The 18,193-nt window shown below is 64.1% G+C and carries 13 protein-coding genes; 8 read left to right on the top strand and 5 right to left on the bottom strand.

Annotation, left to right across the window (positions count from 1 at the left end; all coding sequences use genetic code 11):
- Positions 1 to 49 precede the first annotated feature (49 nt).
- Positions 50 to 349 (top strand): hypothetical protein, encoded by a 300-nt coding sequence (locus AC1RM6_RS03090; protein WP_493098128.1) that lies wholly within the window; start codon positions 50 to 52, stop codon positions 347 to 349.
- Between the two features lie 58 nt (positions 350 to 407).
- Here AC1RM6_RS03090 and treY read toward each other — a convergent pair whose 3' ends face one another.
- The 3 genes from treY to glgX all read right to left on the bottom strand — a co-directional run bounded on the left by treY (position 408) and on the right by glgX (position 6,869).
- A complete protein-coding gene (gene treY, locus AC1RM6_RS03085) occupies positions 408 to 2,816 on the bottom strand; it encodes a malto-oligosyltrehalose synthase (RefSeq protein ID WP_493098127.1) in 2,409 nt (802 codons plus the stop codon).
- Positions 2,817 to 3,006: 190 nt separating this feature from the next.
- Positions 3,007 to 4,719 (bottom strand): malto-oligosyltrehalose trehalohydrolase, encoded by a 1,713-nt coding sequence (treZ, locus tag AC1RM6_RS03080; RefSeq protein ID WP_493098126.1) that lies wholly within the window; start codon positions 4,717 to 4,719, stop codon positions 3,007 to 3,009.
- Positions 4,716 to 6,869, bottom strand: coding sequence for a glycogen debranching protein GlgX (gene glgX, locus AC1RM6_RS03075; RefSeq protein WP_493098125.1), 2,154 nt, complete (start codon positions 6,867 to 6,869; stop codon positions 4,716 to 4,718). Before glgX ends, treZ begins: the two co-directional genes overlap by 4 nt.
- A gap of 358 nt (positions 6,870 to 7,227) precedes the next feature.
- Between glgX and AC1RM6_RS03070 the strand changes: the two genes are divergently transcribed.
- Positions 7,228 to 7,455 (top strand): AbrB/MazE/SpoVT family DNA-binding domain-containing protein, encoded by a 228-nt coding sequence (locus AC1RM6_RS03070; protein ID WP_493099512.1) that lies wholly within the window; start codon positions 7,228 to 7,230, stop codon positions 7,453 to 7,455.
- A 101-nt stretch (positions 7,456 to 7,556) separates the two neighbouring features.
- Positions 7,557 to 7,775 carry a PIN domain-containing protein gene (locus AC1RM6_RS03065; RefSeq protein ID WP_493098124.1) on the top strand — a complete coding sequence of 73 codons (219 nt, stop codon included), beginning with the start codon at positions 7,557 to 7,559 and terminating at the stop codon, positions 7,773 to 7,775.
- A 284-nt stretch (positions 7,776 to 8,059) separates the two neighbouring features.
- Here AC1RM6_RS03065 and AC1RM6_RS03060 read toward each other — a convergent pair whose 3' ends face one another.
- The gene (locus tag AC1RM6_RS03060; protein ID WP_493098123.1) at positions 8,060 to 11,257 is read right to left on the bottom strand and encodes a phosphoribosyltransferase-like protein; all 3,198 of its coding nucleotides are present in this window, start codon (positions 11,255 to 11,257) and stop codon (positions 8,060 to 8,062) included.
- Positions 11,258 to 11,510: 253 nt separating this feature from the next.
- Here AC1RM6_RS03060 and AC1RM6_RS03055 point away from each other — a divergent pair, with 253 nt between their 5' ends.
- Positions 11,511 to 11,948 (top strand): hypothetical protein, encoded by a 438-nt coding sequence (locus AC1RM6_RS03055; protein ID WP_493098122.1) that lies wholly within the window; start codon positions 11,511 to 11,513, stop codon positions 11,946 to 11,948.
- Between the two features lie 176 nt (positions 11,949 to 12,124).
- Here the strand turns inward: AC1RM6_RS03055 and AC1RM6_RS03050 are convergent, their stop codons facing one another.
- Positions 12,125 to 14,914 carry a bifunctional aconitate hydratase 2/2-methylisocitrate dehydratase gene (locus AC1RM6_RS03050; RefSeq protein WP_493098121.1) on the bottom strand — a complete coding sequence of 930 codons (2,790 nt, stop codon included), beginning with the start codon at positions 14,912 to 14,914 and terminating at the stop codon, positions 12,125 to 12,127.
- 378 nt (positions 14,915 to 15,292) lie between these two features.
- On the opposite strand from AC1RM6_RS03050, the gene asd reads away from it, so the two are divergent.
- The 4 genes from asd (at position 15,293) to AC1RM6_RS03030 (ending at position 18,027) form a co-directional block, all read left to right on the top strand.
- The gene (gene asd / locus AC1RM6_RS03045; RefSeq protein WP_493098120.1) at positions 15,293 to 16,144 is read left to right on the top strand and encodes an archaetidylserine decarboxylase; all 852 of its coding nucleotides are present in this window, start codon (positions 15,293 to 15,295) and stop codon (positions 16,142 to 16,144) included.
- 91 nt (positions 16,145 to 16,235) lie between these two features.
- Complete coding sequence (locus AC1RM6_RS03040; RefSeq protein WP_493098119.1) at positions 16,236 to 16,493, top strand: type II toxin-antitoxin system VapB family antitoxin; 258 nt, start codon at positions 16,236 to 16,238, stop codon at positions 16,491 to 16,493.
- Between the two features lie 51 nt (positions 16,494 to 16,544).
- The gene (locus AC1RM6_RS03035; protein WP_493098118.1) at positions 16,545 to 16,934 is read left to right on the top strand and encodes a type II toxin-antitoxin system VapC family toxin; all 390 of its coding nucleotides are present in this window, start codon (positions 16,545 to 16,547) and stop codon (positions 16,932 to 16,934) included.
- A gap of 460 nt (positions 16,935 to 17,394) precedes the next feature.
- Positions 17,395 to 18,027: a hypothetical protein gene (locus tag AC1RM6_RS03030; RefSeq protein WP_493098117.1), complete on the top strand. Its 633-nt coding sequence runs from the start codon at positions 17,395 to 17,397 to the stop codon at positions 18,025 to 18,027.
- The last annotated feature ends 166 nt before the right edge of the window (positions 18,028 to 18,193 follow it).

The raw sequence follows: 18,193 nt of genomic DNA, 5'->3' as shown, positions 1-18,193 counted from the left end.
GAATAGACTGGAGTTACCCCGAATATCACGCGAGCCATCGGGGGATTTCATGCAGCACCAGATCGAATCCATCGGACAAGCCGCGGTCGCGCCGCGTTTCCCCGCCAGCCCGGCCAAGCTGCCGCCCGCCGAGGATGTCCGCGTCCGGATCGTCGCGACGCTCGCGCGCGCCAGCGACAAGCCGATGAGCGCGTGGAACCGCGCGGTCGCCCGGCTCGCGGTTCATCCCACCGCCGGCGAGACCGACCCGAACTGGGAGGTCCAGCCTAATGGAACGCCCGCGGTGATGGCGATGGTGGAAGAGGCGGCGACGATGGTACGGTGCTTCTTTCCGCGGGTGCGGCCTTAGGCACTCCTTACCAATCCTCCCTACGCGCAGCGTGGGGAGGATTGTCACAAAGTCCCTACTACCCCGCCAGCATATCCACCGCCACCGGGCCATCCGCGAACAGGTCCGCCGCCTCCCATGACCGGTCGCCGTCGACCAGCCGCGTGTCGCCCCACCAGGCGCGGTCTGGAAGCGCCCTGCCCGCGCCGGTGAGCATCGCCCCCAGGCGCAGCGCGAAGGCGCACAGCAGGCGGTGGGTATCGTCGGCGCGGACGAAAGCGAGGACATGGTCGGCGCGGGGGCCTTCGACCGCGACCGGAACATAGGCACCGTCGGCGAACAGAGCGGGATGGTCGCGGCGCAGGGCGAGCAGGTCGCGGATCAGGGCGAGCTTGACGGCATCGAAGCTGCGGCCGCCGCCTTTGAGCAGATGCCGGCGCAGGGCAAAATCGACCGGGCGGCGATTGTCGGGATCGACGAGGCTGAGATCCTCGGCTTCGGCGCCCTGATAGAGATCGGGGACGCCGGGGACGGTACAGCGCAGGCCGGCCTGGACGAGGCCGTTGGCGTGGGCGGCGGGGGCGATGGCGGTGACGAACTGGCGGAGGCTGGCGAGGAAGATCGACGACAGCGCCGGATCGAACAGCGCGTCGATCAGCGCGGTCATCCGCGCCTCATAGTCGCCGTCGGGATCTTCCCAGGACGACCGCAGCCGCGCCTCGCGCAGCGCCTTGACCGCCCAGGCCCCGATCCGTTCGGCGAAGGCCGAAAGCGCCGCCCCGTCGCCGATGTCGAGATCGGCGGGGACCGCGCCGACGATCGACTGAAACAGCATGTACGCGTCGCCGCGATCGATACCGTCGAGCAAGGGCAGGTTGATGTGGAGCCAGCCGTCGACCTGCGCACGCCAGAGATCGGGGATCTCGCTCAACACCGCGAGCCGGGCGCGGCTGTCTTCGCCGCGCTTGTGATCATGGGTGGCGGTGGTCAACATCGCGTGCGGCCAGTCGCGGGCGCGGTCGGCCATCGCGCGGTGGAAGGCCGGGATATCCCAGGCGAAGCGATCGGGATCGGAACCGACATCGTTGCGCGAGAGCAGCCGGCCATAGCGATAGAAGCCGGTATCCTCGACCGCCTTGGCGGCGATCGGCGCGGACAATTGCTGGAAGCGGCGGACCGCATCGGCGGCCAGCGCCGGGTCGCCGGGCCCCTCCCCCGCCAGCCAGGCGAGCAGCGCGTCGGCGATCGCCTGCTGGCCCTCGTCGAGGAAATCGCCGGCGCGGCGGCGGACGTGGTCGCGGATCGCCGCGTCGGACGGCGGCGCGCAGGCACCGGTGCCATAGGTGCGGTAGACCGGGAACACCCAGAGCAGGCGATCGACCGCGGCGCCAATCGCATCGATGCTCCAGTCGAACTCGGCGGACTCGGCGAGCACAGCGAACGCCTCGACCACCGCGGCGCGCTGACCGGCGAAGGCGGCGGCGAGCATCTGCTGGCGCGCGACCAGTAACTCGTCGTCGAAGCGCCGGCTGCGGCCGCTCAGCGCCGCCCAGAGATCGGCGAGCGGCCGTTCGCCGGCGGAATCGTGGAGGATCGCGGTCGCCGTATCCATGAAGTCGTAGCCGCTGGTGCCGTCGATCCCCCAGTCGGCGGCCAGCGTCTCGCCCGCGCCCAATATCTTCTCGACGACGATCCAGGCGTCGGCGCCGAGCCGGGCGCGCAGCCGGCGGCCATAGCCGGCGGGGTCGGTCAGCCCGTCGACATGGTCGACGCGGACGCCGTCGATCAGCCCCTCGTCATGGAGGCGGAAGACCAGCGCGTGGACCGCCTCGAACACCGCCTCGTCCTCGACGCGGACTCCCGCGAGTTCGTTGATCGTGAAGAAACGGCGCCAGTTGAGTTCGGCATCGGCATCGCGCCAGCAGGCAAGCTGGTAATGCTGGCGGGCGTGGAGCGCGGCGAGATCGGCGCCGTCGTCCTGCTCATCCTCGGCGCGGAGCGGGAAGCGATGCTCGCCATAGGCGACGAGCATCGGCCGGTCGCCGCTGCGATCGAGGGCGATGTCGCCGTTGGCGAGCGCGGCGTCGAAACCGTCGCCGAGCACCGGCAGCATCACCGGGTGGCGCCAGTCGATGTCGAAGGTCGTCGCCCAGGGGCTGGCCTGTCCTTTCTCGAGCACGTCCATCCACCATGCATTGTCGGGGCCGACGCCCATATGGTTGGGGACGATATCGATGATCAGCCCCATGGAGCGGGCGCGCAGCGCGGCGACGAGGCTGCGCAGCGCGTCCTCGCCGCCGAGTTCGGGATTGACCCGGGTCGGATCGACGACGTCATAGCCGTGCATCGACCCCGGCCGCGCGGTGGTGACCGGCGAGGCATAGACATGGCTGATCCCGAGGCCGTCGAGATAGGGGACCAGCGCCTCGGCATCGGCGAAGGTGAAGCCGCGGTGGAACTGGAAGCGGTAGGTCGCGCGGGGGATCATGGTTCAGCCGATGCGCGGATTTGAGGGTTAGGATCCTCCCCATCGCAGATGGGGAGGGGGACCATCCGTAGGATGGTGGAGGGGTGGTGCAGAACCTCAACATTTGCGGTGGCTTTGCCGTCGGAAGACCCCTCCACCAGCTTCGCTGGTCCCCCTCCCCACGCTTTGCGTAGGGAGGATCTCCAGGGGGTCATGACCGCGCCTCGATCCAGGCGACGAAGCTCGCCGGCGCACCCGGCTCGCCCAGCGCGAACAGCGGATCGCCGACCGGCGGGAACTCAACGGCAGTCTCCCCGAGGTTGAGGGCGACGCCGAGCACCGCGCCGTCGCCCATCCGCCAGCGCGCGACGACCGCGGCCTCGCCGATCGCGCCGGCGCCGATCCGCTGCGCGCCCTTCAGCCGCGGGACGATGTGGGCGCGGCGCAGCGCGATCAGGTGGCGGTAGAGGTCGGTCCAGGCGGTGGCGTCGGGGCCGGGGACCGCGCGGGACATCGCGAAGGTGTCGGGCGCGTTGGGATCGGGGATGCGGGCGCGGGCATCGGGATCGGCGAAGGCGGGGAATTTGGCGAATTCGCGGCGGCGGCCTTCGCGGACGATGTCGGCGAGTTCGTCGTGGAAATCGGTGAAGAACAGGAAGGGCGCGGTCGAGCCGGTCTCGTCGCCCATGAAGATCAGCGGGATCTGCGGCCCGAGCAGCAGCAGCGCGGTCGCCGCGCGCAGCCGGTCGGGATCGACGAGCGTGGTCAGCCGGTCGCCGAGCGCACGGTTGCCGATCTGGTCGTGGTTCTGGAGGAAGGCGACGAAGGCGGACGGCGGCAGATGGCCGCTCGGGGTGCCGCGCGGGCGGCCGTCATGGTTGGGCGAGCCCTCGCCCTGGTAGATGAAGCCCTCGCCGAGGCAGCGGGCGAGGCGTTCGGCGGGGCGATCGGCGAAGTCGCCATAATAAGCCGCGGTCTCGCCGGTGAGCAGCACGTGGAGGACATTGTGGAAATCGTCGTTCCACTGGGCGTCGTAGCGGCCGGGCGCGAGCCGGTCGGCGTCGTTCTGCTCGTTCTCGAGGATGAGGTGAATATCGCGCGCGGGGGCGAGCGCACGCAGCTCGGCGGCCATCGCATCGAGGAAGCGCGGATCGTCGATCGCATGGACCGCGTCGAAGCGCAGCCCGTCGAAACGATAGTCGTCGATCCACATCCGGGCATTGTCGATGAAGAAACGGCGCACGGGCGCGCGATCGACCGCGACCGCGCCGCCCCAGGGGGTGTCGCGGTCGTGGAAGAAGCCCGCGGCATAGCCCGCCAGATAATTCCCGTCGGGGCCGAAATGATTATAGACGACGTCGAGCAGCACCATCAGCCCGAGCTCATGGGCGCGATCGACCAGCGCCTTGAGATCGTCGGGGGTGCCATAAGCCTCGGCCGGGGCATAAGGCAGCACCCCGTCATAGCCCCAGTTGCGGGTGCCGCCGAACGCACCGACCGGCATCAGCTCGATCGCGGTGATGCCGAGCGCGGCGATGTCGGGCAACGCCGCCGCGACCCCGGCGAAGCCGCCGAGGGTGCCGACATGAACCTCCTGGATCACCGCCTCTTCCCAGGGCCGGCCGCGCCAGCCGGCGGTGCGCCAGCGATAGGCCAGCGGATCGACGACGACGCTCCAGCCATGGACGCCGCCGGCCTGGGCGCGCGACGCCGGATCGGGGACGAGGCTGTCGGCGCCGGTGCGGTAGCGATAGCGGGTGCCGGCGCCGACCGGATGCTCGATCTCGAACCAGCCATCGTCCTGTCGGGCCATCGGCACCTCGCCGGCGCCGTCGATCACCAGTGCGACCGCGTCGCGATCGGGCGCCCACAGCCGGAAGCGGGTGCGATCGCGGTCGACCAGCGCGGCGCCCCAGCCCTTCATGCCGCGGCGCCCGCTACGGCCAAGGCTTCGGGCAAAGCTTCCGCTTCTGGCGGCACGAAATCGGTGGTCCAGTGGATCAGAACCGCGCCGTGCGGGGCGACGCCGCACTCGTCGCCGATCTCGAAGGGTTGGCGATCGGGCTGGGCGCTGTCGAGCAGCACGGTGTGGGCGATGCCCGGCGACGGCGAAATGAACGAGATCGGATCGTCGGAGGCATTGAGCAGCAGGGTGATGACGCCGACCCGGCTTTCGTCGATGCGGGTGGCGCGGCGCATCATCAGCGCGCGGCCATCGGGGTTGCGCCAATCGGCCTCGGTCAATTGCTGGCCGCGCTCGTCGAACCATTCGATGTCGTTGATCCCCTGCCCCGGCGAATCCTGGCCGTAGAGGAACACCGGCGGGCGCAGCGCGGGATGTTCGTGGCGCAGCGCGATCAGCCGGGCGGTGAAGTCGTAGAGCGACTTGCCCTCGGGCGTGTCGAGCAGCGACCAGTCGACCCAGCTGATCGGGTTGTCCTGGGCATAGGCATTGTTGTTGCCGCCCTGGGTCCGGCCGAATTCGTCGCCGGCGAGCAGCATCGGGGTGCCGAGCGAGGCGAACAAAGTGACGAGCATCGAGCGCTGGACGCGGCCGCGGACGTCGACGATCCCGGCGTCGTTGGTCGGCCCCTCGGCGCCCCAGTTGCGCGAGATATTGTTGTCGTGGCCGTCGCGATTGTCCTCGCCATTGGCCTCGTTGTGGCGATCCTCATAGGCGACGGTGTCGGCGAGGGTGAAGCCGTCATGGCTCGACAGGAAGTTGACGCTGGCCCAGGGCCGGCGCGCGCGCCGATCGAACAGATCGGCCGATCCCGACAGCCGCTGGGCGAGATCGCCGCGCTTGTCGGGATCGCCGCGCCAGTAACCGCGGACGGTGTCGCGATATTTGTCGTTCCACTCGGCGAAACCGGGCGGGAAATTGCCGAGCTGATAACCGCCCATGCCGACGTCCCAGGGCTCGGTGATCAGCTTGAGCGCGCCGAGCACCGGATCCTGGCGCAGCACCTGGAAGAAGGCGGCGTTGGGATCGAAGCCGGTGTCGGTGCGGCCGAGGGTGAGGCCGAGATCGAAACGGAAGCCGTCGATCCCGAACGAGGTCGCCCAGTAGCGCAGCGAGTCCGCGACCATCTGGGTCACGCGGGCGCGCGACAGGTTGAGCGTGTTGCCGGTGCCGGTGTCGTTGAGGCAGTAGCGCGGATGATCGGGGACGAGCCGGTAATAAGTGGCGTTGTCGAGCCCGCGCCACGACAGGGTGGTGCCGCGCTCGCTGCCCTCGCAGGTGTGGTTGTAGACGACGTCGAGGATCACCTCGATCCCGGCGGCGTGGAGCCGGCGGACCGCGAGCCGCAGATCGTCATGGCTGCCATGGTGGCAATAGCCGAGTTCGGGCGCGAAGAAGGCGAGCGTGTTGTAGCCCCAATAGTTGCGCAGCCCCTTTTCCTGGAGGAAGCGATCCTGGACGAAGGCCTGGATCGGCATCAGTTCGATCGCGGTGATGCCGAGCCGGCGCAGATGATCGATCACCTTGGGATGCGACAATGCGGCGAAGGTGCCGCGTTCGGGCGGATCGACCGCGTCGAACAATTTGGTCAGCCCCTTGGCATGCGCCTCGTAGATCACGGTGTCCGACCAGGGGACCTTGGGCCGCCGGTCCTGCGACCAGTCGAACACATCATGGGTGACGACGCCCTTGGGCATGGCGCGGGCGCTGTCGCGGGGATCGAAGCTCAGATCGACATTGCGCGAGCGCAGCCGGTAGCTGTGGAGCGCGTCGGTCCATTGCAGCTCGCCCGACAGGCGGCGGGCATAAGGATCGAGCAGCAGCTTGTTGGGGTTGAAGCGGTGGCCGCGTTCGGGGTCATAGGGGCCGTAGGCGCGATAGCCGTAGAGCAGGCCCGGCCGCGCATCGGGCAGATAGCCGTGCCAGACCTCGTCGGTGCATTCGGGCAGGCGGTAGCGGGCGAGTTCCTTGCGCCCGGTCGCGTCGAACAGGCACAGTTCGATCTGTTCGGCATTGGCGGAGAAGATCGCGAAATTGACGCCGAGCCCGTCGAAGGTGGCGCCGAGCGGATGGGGCGAGCCCGCGTCGAGGCGGGTGGGCAATTGCGGCAAGACGATCCCCTTGGATTGCGGTGAGGGGCCGCCGCCGCGATCGGCATCCGGCCTATGGGGCGCAGAACCCGCTGGGATCGGGGCGGTTCCGTGGTTTTGGGGCGGGGGAAATGTGGATCAGTCGAATATGCTGCACCGCGAGGGTTTCGGTGGACTGCGTGCAAGCCCGGTGCACGCGAGCACATCGCAAGCACGCTTTACCTTGTCCGGCATCGAGATGACCCGTCTCCGATGGCACAATTTTGCCAATGCGCCATCATTGCATCAATGTGCCAGACCTATACATGAAGCCCATCGTTGCTATCTTCGCGCTCCGAACCCAGCGTCGAAGGAGCGGATTGCGACGATCTAGGTCAATATCACGCCAAAGGGCCCGATGAGCCTGCCTGCCGACATTCGAAAACACCTGGGGCTCTTCGACGGCGGAGCGGTGTTTCTCGAAGAAACAGCGGACGGCGTCGTCCTTCGCACCGCAGCGCAAGCCGTTTCGCGCGCTCAGGCGATCGCAAAGCAATTTACGGCTGGCAAAGCAGAAGCGTCGGTCGACGCCTTTCTGGCCAACCGCCATACGGAAAGCGGTGAGTGAGCGAAGTCGTCCTCGACGCCTCGGCCTTGCTCACGCTGCTTCTGAGCGAACCCGGTGACAGCAAGGTCACCGAGGTCATAGCTGGCGCTTGAATAAGCTTGATGAACTATACCGGGGTCGTAAGCCACTTCATCCGCCTCGGGATGCCCGTCGATGAGGTGGCCGCGATGCTCGATCGCCTACCGATCGAGATCGTCCCCGCCGACAAGGCGCTGGCGATGCTGGCCGGACGGCTTCGCGCGGTCACTGCCAAGACCGGCCTCTCGCTCGGCGATCGACATTGTCTTGCGCTCGCGCATCGCGATGGCCTGACGGCCTAGACTGCCGACAAAGCGTGGAAAAGTATAGCCGATGCTGCCGGGATGAAGGTCGTGGCGATTCGGAGTGTATGGGAACTTTGGTGTTTAGCAAACTCGCACCCTAGACTAACGCTAGAGATTCGACGCCCTGCCGATGCCTATTGCCCCTACACTACGAGCCTCGACCTCATCCGTTTCCTTGCTCCCGAAGTCGCTACGATTGGCCGGTGCTTGACAGCCTAAGAGGACGTTACTCCTCCTTACACTTCTACCGCATCATGTCCTGAGCGGAGTTCCTCCCCAGTCTAGTTTTTCGGGCGCGGGAGGAGCGCCCGCCAGTTTGCGCCCGCAGCGTGCAGGACCGGCAATGTATTATTCGGGACGGTGTCGGTGAACGCGATCAGCAGACCGAGATCGCCGAACCCCAGAGGGGCCGGCTTGCAAACGCTACGACCGATCTCGCTGATGAGCGCCTTTGCTCGCGCGCGTTCGTCAGCATCAGTCCAAACCGGGCTATGTTCAGAAAAGGTAAAGGCGCTGTCCCGAATTAGCTCGCACGCGCGGAAATCGATGTCGACATCCTCGAGCTTTTCCATGACGGCGCGCACCGCTTGGTCCGCAGCCTCTGTGGCGAGCAGAGTGATCACGATCACCGGAAGTTTCTTTGCAGCCAAAAATGCTTTGTTGCGTGTCACAAACGCTTCAACATCTCCGGCGAGCGACGTCCCGGTCGCGGCGATATCGTCAACGATAACGATTCCGCTCATCGGGTGACCACGCTTCAACGCAAGACTGTCGATCGCGGCCGCAATGTCGGCGGGCTCAACGACGCAGGTAGAGGAAATGAGGTTTTCCTCCGCATACTTCTCGGCATATTTCGCACCACTTTTCGCGATGCCATCTACATACGTCACCGCGATATCAAACCGCCGCTCAGATCGATTCTTCGGCGTGAATGCACCGACATGCTGCTTCACTATGCTGTGCGCGACCCGCAATTTCTCCCTTACTTCCTCCTCCCGGAGAAAGCGCAGGTGTTCGATTAATTTGAACAGCAACCGGCGCTCGCGGAAGCTGTCGCGCTGCTCAAGCCAGCCTTGAATGTCGCCGACACCAAGCTGACGTCCCATATAAGGCGGCCAAGCCTCGATTGCGGACGCGATCTCAGCCGCGCTTACAAATGCTTCATCCTCCACTGCGCGTAGCGCCTCGGCCATATCATCGCCGAGTGTGTCAGCGATGAGTTTACCTACCCCCTTCTGAACTAGCCATTCGTCGAATAGGGGAAGAATGAAGCCATATTCCCCATTCCGCTCGCGAAGAATATCTCGGCGCACGAAATCAGTGAGAATAGATGGCACTTCGCTGGGGGCGATCGACAGGTTCCGTACGTTGGCAGCGACATTTTCAAGTGTGAGCCTCGTGCCAGACCTTTTAGTCTGACCGAGCGCGACGAGCACGCGCTTACGCTTTAGTTCGGTAATCTCCGCCTCGTTTCGCTCAGCGGCGGCGATGCCGTCCTTCCAGAAATGTGCGAACGCATTGATATCGAGCCACTCAATAAGCCCGCGAAGAGCCCGACTCACCTCCTCGACTGTAACCTCAGTATCGCGGTCGCTAACAGCATTCTGAAAAATTCGAGCACAAAGCAATTTGGTGTAATAAGGATGACCGTTGGCGATCCGGAAAATCTCATTGAGCGCGGACTCATACCAGTTGAGTGGCGAGGCGTCTTTCAAGCGAATTATATCGACATAATCCTCCCATTCGGACGAGCGTGAAAAATAACTTAGCTGCTCTGGTACGAATTTGTTGAGCTGATCACCTTGAGCACTAATGATAAATGGCATATTTTCGCCACCAACGAGAATCAACGCGATATTTAACTTGGCACTGAACGTCCGGAGATTAGAGAAAAATGCCTCGGCGAGCGGTCCAAACCGGTACATTTCAGGATTTATCTCATCGAACTCGTCCAAGATGATAACGAATCTCTTGTTCGGAGCGACCATCTCCAAGCTTTGCGCTAACTGATTCAGCGGCGCGATCGACCCTTCAAAATCAAGGGCGCCCGGTCGAAGGTCTCCAGGCAGATGGGCAGCTAGGCGTTGCGCGATCGCCGCCCCGAGCGCCTGCACCGTTTTCCCAGCGTCGCTCCGCGCATATTCGCCATATTCAAGATAGATGAACTCGTAGTCACCGCCGCCCTCCATGCCTCGAATATAGTCCTTTACGGCGAATGCGAGTGACGTTTTCCCCACCCTCTTCTGACCAGTAATGTATGAGGACTGCATGCGGGGCCGCCGTAGCCCCCCGCCGAGCCCGGTCACCTTCGCCCGCCGCCCAACGAACTCGTCACCATGAGCAACCTCAATGCTGTAGGGATCGTCAACTTCAAGCGTGTCCCATGGCACATCCGGATTTTGGCCCGTCAATACGGCCTCGAACGAGCACGCCTCGCGCGTTAGCGAATGGGCAGTAGACCACTGGACCTCTACCAACAATTTTACTTCTCGAGTTGGATCGCCGACCAGCAAGTCGAGCGTAACTGCGAATTCGCCAGGTTCGACCGTACCAACTGCTACTCGCTCATTCTGCACGACCAGCGCGTCGGTGTCAGAAACGAGGGTCACCACCGTGTCGAGGGCGAGGCCGGGTCCGTCATTTAAAAACGGGATAGTTGCCCGGAAGATTCTGTTCGCTTCGTGGAGCGGAAAGCGCCGTTCGATAACGTTGGGAACAGGACGCCGCGCGCGGATCGCGCAGCGAAAGCGGTCGACCGACCGGGCGCGGATTTCAGAGAGGACCGCTCTCGCGCTAGCCAAATAGGGCCGGAAACCTGCCTTGGTAAACAGGTCACAGTTCCCCTCAAAAGCCCCCTCAGCTTCTGTCAACTTCTGCTCGCATTGCTCTATCTTGAGCGCAAACGTGGCGTCCTTACACTCAAGCAATTCCTCGATTGACGTCTGAATGTCGCGGATGAGCGCGGATCGTTCGGCGAATGCATAAGGATGCAGATAGGATTTGAGCAACGGGGAGTTCAGCGCCTTGAACACGAACTGTTTTCCAGTGGTGAAGGCGGACGGCGCTGAAGCGCTATGCGACAGCGGTTCGAGTAATTGGGCTGCGCGACTTTGAAGACCGCCTATGGCGTGAATCTTGTCCATTGTTTGCTTGATCCGCCCGAGATCCAAAGCTTTTGCAAGGTCTGGCACCGTCCGCTCAAATAAGGCTGCGAATTGGCGCTGGAATTGAAGCCCATCGCTGCTACCAGTCGGCAGCAGGTCTGGAACATCGAGCATTCGCGCCGTCAGGAGCAGTGCATCTCGATTCGGCTTCGGATCAAGGAGGAGTTGTTCGAGCACGGCATCTAGCGTGGCTGTCTCGGCATTTTCGCAGACGCCAAGCAGGTTGGCGAGGGCGGCCGCCGCTGCTAAGCGAACATCTGAGAGGGATGGGGCGTCGTCGCCGCGCTCTTCAAAGCGTTCGATCGCTACTTCCACAGCCTGAATCGATGTAACTATCAACAAAGTGCCCCCGCAATATTGAAATCGACAAACCGAAAAGAATTGATTGGGCGCCGGCTGGTGTGCGGCAAGGCCGTTACTGACGCTGAACCATTAAAAGTCTAGCGATCTTCGAGGTGGACCGAAAGTGAGATTTCGGTCCAAGCCGCTGAAATTGAGATCGGTGCATTCCACCTAAGATGTTAGGTTACGCTCGAGTATTCCCGCCCTGATCGAGAGAGAGCTAACGTTGGCGTCACGACCGGCACAACTGGCGATTCCGATGTGCTGCGACGGGCCATTGCCGACAAGGTATGGCGTCACTTTGGCGCGAAGCAGCCGTTTCCGCACGCTGCGCACCGTGGCGGCCGGCTACGCAAATCTCGCTTCTCGCTTGCCCCATGTTCCGATTATCTATCGCCGATATAATCGGCGGGTCCCGAACGGTCGGATATATGCGGTGGCACAGGCAACAGCGGGCGATCCTTCTGAAGCTTGCCTAGTCCGACAACGTGAACATCAGGAACTGCCCCTCGCCGGCCGCCTTGCCGAAGCGCAGACCGGTTCGGTGACGACGCGCGTCATATGCTGGTTCGTCGACCGCTATTCTGTCGACATGAGCAAGGTCGTCGATCCGTACATGGGCAGCCACACGCGCCTCAACGACACCTGTTCAGTCACTCAGTGACGGCGCGCACTGTGGCGTCGGCCGATCTGACGCATATCACGGCAGGTCAAAAATTCGAGTGGGCCATCCGATGCCATCAGATGGTCTGCTCCGGAACGCGTCATATGACGTCAGACGCCGGCCCCGCGCTCCGGATATCCGCGCCGGAAAGCGCCACCCGCTTTCCGGCGCGCGGCTCAGAACGGGACCAGCGCGGGGTCGATCTGCGCGGCCTTCGGCGGCGCGAACTTGGTCAGTTCGACGCCTTCGACGGCGGTGCGATATTCCTCGGCGCTCGGAGTGCGGCCGAGGATCGCGGAGAGGACCACGACCGGGGTCGAGGCGAGCAGCGACTCCCCCTTCTTTTCGGGGGTGTCCTCGACAACGCGGCCCTGGAACAGGCGGGTCGAGGTGGCGAGGACGGTGTCGCCCTTGGCGGCCTTTTCCTGGTTGCCCATGCACAGGTTGCAGCCCGGCCGCTCAAGATAGAGGATATTCTCATATTCGGTGCGGATCGCGGTCTTCGGCGCCTCGTCGTCGAATTCGAAGCCCGAATATTTCTGGAGGATATCCCAGTCGCCCTCGGCCTTGAGCTCGTCGATGATGTTGTAGGTCGGTGCGGCGACGACCAGCGGCGCCTGGAACTCCACCTTGCCCGAGACCTTCTCGACGTTACGGAGCATCTGCGCGACGATCTTCATGTCGCCCTTGTGCACCATGCACGATCCGACGAAGCCGAGATCGACCTTCTTGGTGCCGCCATAATAGGACACCGGGCGGATCGTGTCATGGGTGTAGCGCTTCGACACGTCGGCGTTGTTGACGTCGGGATCGGCGATCATCGGCTCGTCGATCAGGTCGAGATCGACGACGACCTCGGCGAAATATTTCGCGTCGGCATCGGGGGTGAGCGCGGGCTTTTCGCCCATCCGGATCTCGGCGATGCGGCTATCGGCCTTGGCGATCAGGCCCTTGAGCGTGCCGGCCGCATTGTCCATGCCCTTGTCGATCATGATCTGGATGCGCGACTTGGCGATTTCCAGCGACTCGATCAGCGTTTCGTCCTGCGAGATGCAGATCGAGGCCTTGGCCTTCATCTCGGCGGTCCAGTCGGTGAAGGTGAAGGCCTGGTCGGCGAGCAGCGTGCCGAGATGGACTTCGATGATCCGGCCCTGGAAGACATTGTCGCCGCACTGCTGGAGCATCTGCGCCTGGGTGGCGTGGACCACATCGCGGAAGTCCATATGCGGCTGCATGCTGCCCTTGAAGGTCACCTTGACCGACTGCGGGATCGGCATGGTCGCCTCGCCGGTGGCCAGCGCCAGCGCGACGGTGCCCGAGTCCGCGCCGAACGCCACGCCCTTCGACATGCGGGTGTGGCTGTCGCCGCCGATGATGATCGCCCAGTCGTCGACGGTGATGTCGTTGAGCACCTTGTGGATGACGTCGGTCATCGCATGATAGACATTCTTCGGATCGCGGGCGGTGATCAGGCCGAAATTGTTCATGAACGACATCAGCTTGGGGATGTTGGCCTGCGCCTTCTTGTCCCAGACCGAGGCGGTGTGGCAGCCCGACTGATAGGCGCCATCGACCAGCGGCGAGATGACGGTCGCCGCCATCGCCTCGAGCTCCTGCGCGGTCATCAGCCCGGTGGTGTCCTGCGAACCGACGATGTTGACCTTGACCCGCACGTCCGATCCAGCGTGCAGCAGCTTGCCCGGGGTGACGCCGACGGCGTTGCGGTTGAAGATCTTCTCGACCGCGGTCAGGCCCTGGCCCTCGATGCTGATCTCCTTGTTCGGAGCATAGACCGGGGTCGGTTCGATGCCGAGGGTCTGCGCGGCGAAGGTCTGGAGCTTCTTGCCGAAGACGATGGCATAGGAGCTGCCCGCCTTCATGAACTCCATCTTCTGCGGGGTGAAGGCGGCGGCGACGTCGACCAGTTCCGCGCCATTTTCGTCGCGCAGCGTCTTGTTCTTCACGTCGATCTTCAGGACGGTGCCGGTTTCGACCGAGAATTTCTCCTCGAGCACCGGGTTGCCGTCATTGTTGATGATCGGCTTGCCGTCGTCGCCGGTCTTCTTGACCCAGTTCTTCAGGTTGATGCCGATGCCGCCGGTCACGTCGACGGTGGTCCCGAAGATCGGCGAGATGCCGTTGGTGCCCGCGACGACCGGCGCATAGTTGACGAAGGGCACATAGGGGCTCGACTGCTTGCCGGTCCACAGCGCGACATTGTTGACGCCGGACATGCGCGACGAGCCGACGCCCATCGTGCCCTTTTCGGCGATCATCATCACCCGCTTGCCGGGGTGCTGCGCCTTGAGCGCGACGATCGCCTGCTGGCCCTCGGGCGAGATCATGCACTGGCCGTGCAGCTCGCGGTCCGACCGCGAATGCGCCTGGTTGCCGGGCGACAGGAGGTCGGTCGAGATATCGCCTTCGCCGGCGATGAAGGTGACGACCTCGATCTCGTCCTCGACCTCGGGGAGCTTGGTGAAGAATTCGGCCCTGGCATAGCTTTCGAGAATGCCGGTCGCGACCGCATTGCCGGTCAGATGGGCGTCGCGCAGACGGGCCATGTCGGCGTCGTAGAGGAAGACCTGGGTCTTGAGCACCTCGCCCGCCTGTTCGGCGAGCGCGGGGTCGTCGCCGAGGGTGATGTCGAGCAACACGTCGATCGAAGGGCCGCCCTTCATGTGCGACAGGAGTTCGAGCGCGAAGGCGGGGGTGATCTCCGGGACGATCGCGTCGCCCAGGATGATCCGCTTGAGGAAGGCCGCCTTGGCGACCGCCGCGCTCGTCGTGCCGGGCAGCGTGTTGTAGATGAAGAATTTGAGGGCGCCGGCGCGATGCTCGCTGGCTTCATCCTGGATCAGGACGATGATGGCGTCGATGAGCCCACCGTCGTCGATCGGCTTGGGCGCGAGCCCCTGCGTGGCTCGGGTTTCGATTTCGGCGAGATAATCGAGGTAAGCGGTCATCGCGATCCCAACGTCTGAAGTGCACGGAACTGAAGGCAGCGCCACCAACCTGCATCGTCAACCGGTCGGGAGGCTGAATAGGCCCCGCCTACGCCAAGCAAAGCCCAGTGGCAAGGCGCGGGATATGGGCAAAAAGCAGCATGGACGCCTGGCGATCGGGTGTGCTGCAAAGCATCGATCCTGCGATGGCTGCGATCCCCGATCCGATCGACGAACAAGCATTTGCCGTTGCGGCATTTTGGCGCCGCACGCGGCGCACCCCGCAGATTTCGTTTCCCACGCGCGCGGGGTTCCGCTTATCGATGTCCGCCATCATCGGCCGGTTCCGAGCGGTCGGTAGCGCAGCCGCAACAGCGGGCGCGCATCGAGAGGTTTGCCTTGTCCGATCGTCTGAAAGTCCTTCTGCAATATGCGCTGCCCAAACAGGCGCTGACCGCCCTCGCCGGCCGCCTCGCCGAAGCGCAGGCCGGTTCGGTGACGACGCGCGCGATCCGCTGGTTCGTCGGCCGCTATGGCGTCGACATGGCCGAGGCCGCCGATCCGGACATCGGCAGCTATACGAGCTTCAACGCCTTCTTCACCCGGCCACTCAGGGCCGGAGCGCGGCCGCCGGCGGACGCCGATTTCCTCTGCCCGGTCGACGGCGCGATCAGCCAGTTCGGGGCGATCGACGACCATCACATCATCCAGGCCAAGGGGCATCGTTTCACCACCACCGATCTGCTCGGCGGCGATGCCGGACTGGCGGCGCCATTCCGCCATGGCAGCTTCGCCAATCTCTATCTGTCGCCGCGCGATTATCACCGGCTGCACATGCCGTGCGACGGCCGACTGGTGCGGATGATCCATGTCCCGGGGGCGCTGTTCTCGGTCAATCCGGTCACCGCGCGCGGGGTACCCGGGCTGTTCGCGCGCAACGAGCGGGTGGTGTGCCTGTTCGAATCCGCGGAGCATGGGCCGTTCGCGATGGTGCTGGTCGGCGCCACCATCGTCGGCAGCATGGCGACGGTGTGGCACGGGGTGGTCAACGCGAAGCGCACCGGCAAGCCGTCCGAATGGACCTATGCCGGGCAGGACATCGTGCTGAAGAAGGGCGAGGAGATGGGGCGGTTCCTGCTCGGATCGACGATCGTGATGCTGTTCGGGCGAGACGTGATCAGCTTCAACCCCGACTGGGCGCCGGAGCGGGCGGTGCGGCTTGGCGAGGCGATGGGCAATCGTGCGGGGTAACGTCGCGCCGGGCCTCCGCCCGACGATTTCGCCTCGACGGCCATAGCAGCACTATATATAAAAAGGCCCTATTTATATACGGGATGAGGCGATGGCGCTCAGTCTGAAGGACCCGGAAACCGACAGCCTCGCGCGCCAGATCGCGAGCCTGACCGGAGAAAGCCTGACCGAGGCGGTGCGTGGCGCGCTTCGGCTCAGGCTGCGTGACGAGCAGCTCAAGCGCGGCAAGCAGCCTTGGGACGATGCGGCGATCGACGACATCATTGCCCGTTTCAAAGCGCTGCCGGTGCTGGACGCGCGAACCGATGACGAAATCATGGGCTATGACGACCATGGCCTTCCCTCCTGATCGGCCGCGATCTGCGCGCCATCAGCTGATTCCACCTGATGTGTCGCTCTGATGGTGGTCGACAGTTCCGCGCTCATCGCGATCCTGGGAGGCGAGCCGGAGGAGGCCGCGTTCCGGAACGCGATCAGGATGGCCCCCAACCGCCTGCTCAGCGCGCCGACCCGTGTCGAGGCGAGCATGGTCGCGCTGGGCCGCCGGGGACAGGCGGGTCTGGAGCAAATGCAGGCGCTGATCGAAAGGCTGGAACTGGTGATCGTTCCCCATGACGACGATCAAGCCAGGCTCGCCATCGCGGCGTTCGTGCAGTTCGGCAAGGGGCGGCACGCGGCGGGCCTCAACTTCGGCGATTGCTTCGCCTACGCGCTCGCCAAGGCAACGGGCGAGCCCTTGCTGTTCAAGGGCGACGATTTTTCGCAGACCGATATCAAGCGCGTCCTGTGACCCGGCATGGGGCCGCACTCCGCTCCATCTGCGCGACGAGATTCACAGATTGCCGGCGCCGAGGTGGTAGCGGCCAACGGAACCGGGTCCGCTGCGCGGGCAACGCCCGGCTTGCTGGCCGTTGCGCTCGTGGCCCGGTGGACACCGGAACACGTCCCGTGGACGCTGACAAAGCCCGTCATCCCGGACGTGATCCGGATTTCCCTTCTTCTTCCCCCTGCCAAAGACAAAGAGATTCCGGGCCAAGCCCGGAGCGGCGAGGGAAGGGATAGCTCGCAAGTCGGCGTCTTTGGGACAGATCCGGGATGGCGGCGAAAAAAGCTTCGCCGCCCAATCTCCAGAAACGACATGATGAAGCAAGATACGTAACGTTGCGGTTCGAACATCCGCGTTGCGAGACGCTTGCACCGTTTTGCGTGCAATGTCATTCTTCCATGGCGTCTTGGGGGAGGAGGCAAAGATGCGCAATATCGTCAAGCATACGGTATGGATGTTGTCATCGGGCATATTGATGGCGTCGACGGCGATCGCCGCACCGTCTTATGAAAGCTATGCGACAAAAGCGGAAGAAATCCCCGCCCTTCCCTATAATCTGTCGCTCCACCACCCGTGGTACCGCGTCAAGACCGCCGACGGGAAGGTCGCCGAGGCGTTCATCCTCTTTCACAATGCGGTCGACGTCGATGCCCGCAGCGGGCAGGTCGTGCTGGGCAAGAGCCCCCCGGGCGAGCCGATGGTCAGGCCGATGGACGACAATGGCGGCATCCTCCTGACCATCGCGCCGCTGAGCAATCAAAAGGGCAAGCTTCACCGGTTATCCTGCGACGCGAAGCCGCGCTATTCGACCGACTCGCCGCCGAAGCTGTTCGCCTCGGTGCACACCGAGAAGACCAAATTCACCTTCGCGAGCGAACCGAACAGCAAAAGCGGTCACTGGATCTCGGATTCTCCGGTCCAGATCGTGACGATCGATCCGAGTTCGGGCAAATATGATCTCAATTTCGAGACCGGCGCCAGCAAGACCGAGATAGCGCTGTCGTCCTATGCCGGCTGGACGCTCTATGGCTGCACCGTGCGGATCACGACCGGGTGAGATCCGGCGTGGGCCGAGGGTGTGGAGATGGGGTGCGGGTGGGTCGAAGAGGCGAGAGACATGGACCCCAGCCTGCGCTGGGGAGACGAAAAGACATCGAATAAGCGAATGCCGTAGCGCGCGTTCGGAACGGCTAGGCCGAAGCCGAATATCGCCATATCGTAGC

It is taken from the genome of Rhizorhabdus sp. GW822-FHT03C02 (genome assembly GCF_058801765.1).
This window is presented reverse-complemented; position numbering and strand designations above follow the sequence as displayed.

Coding starts and splice junctions, on each gene's coding strand:
- AC1RM6_RS03040 (WP_493098119.1), top strand. CDS start 16,236: ATGGCGCTCAGTCTGAAGGACCCGGAAACCGACAGCCTCGCGCGCCAG.
- AC1RM6_RS03065 (WP_493098124.1), top strand. CDS start 7,557: ATGAACTATACCGGGGTCGTAAGCCACTTCATCCGCCTCGGGATGCCC.
- AC1RM6_RS03030 (WP_493098117.1), top strand. CDS start 17,395: ATGCGCAATATCGTCAAGCATACGGTATGGATGTTGTCATCGGGCATA.
- AC1RM6_RS03035 (WP_493098118.1), top strand. CDS start 16,545: ATGGTGGTCGACAGTTCCGCGCTCATCGCGATCCTGGGAGGCGAGCCG.
- AC1RM6_RS03090 (WP_493098128.1), top strand. CDS start 50: ATGCAGCACCAGATCGAATCCATCGGACAAGCCGCGGTCGCGCCGCGT.
- treY (WP_493098127.1), bottom strand. CDS start 2,816: ATGATCCCCCGCGCGACCTACCGCTTCCAGTTCCACCGCGGCTTCACC.
- treZ (WP_493098126.1), bottom strand. CDS start 4,719: ATGAAGGGCTGGGGCGCCGCGCTGGTCGACCGCGATCGCACCCGCTTC.
- AC1RM6_RS03050 (WP_493098121.1), bottom strand. CDS start 14,914: ATGACCGCTTACCTCGATTATCTCGCCGAAATCGAAACCCGAGCCACG.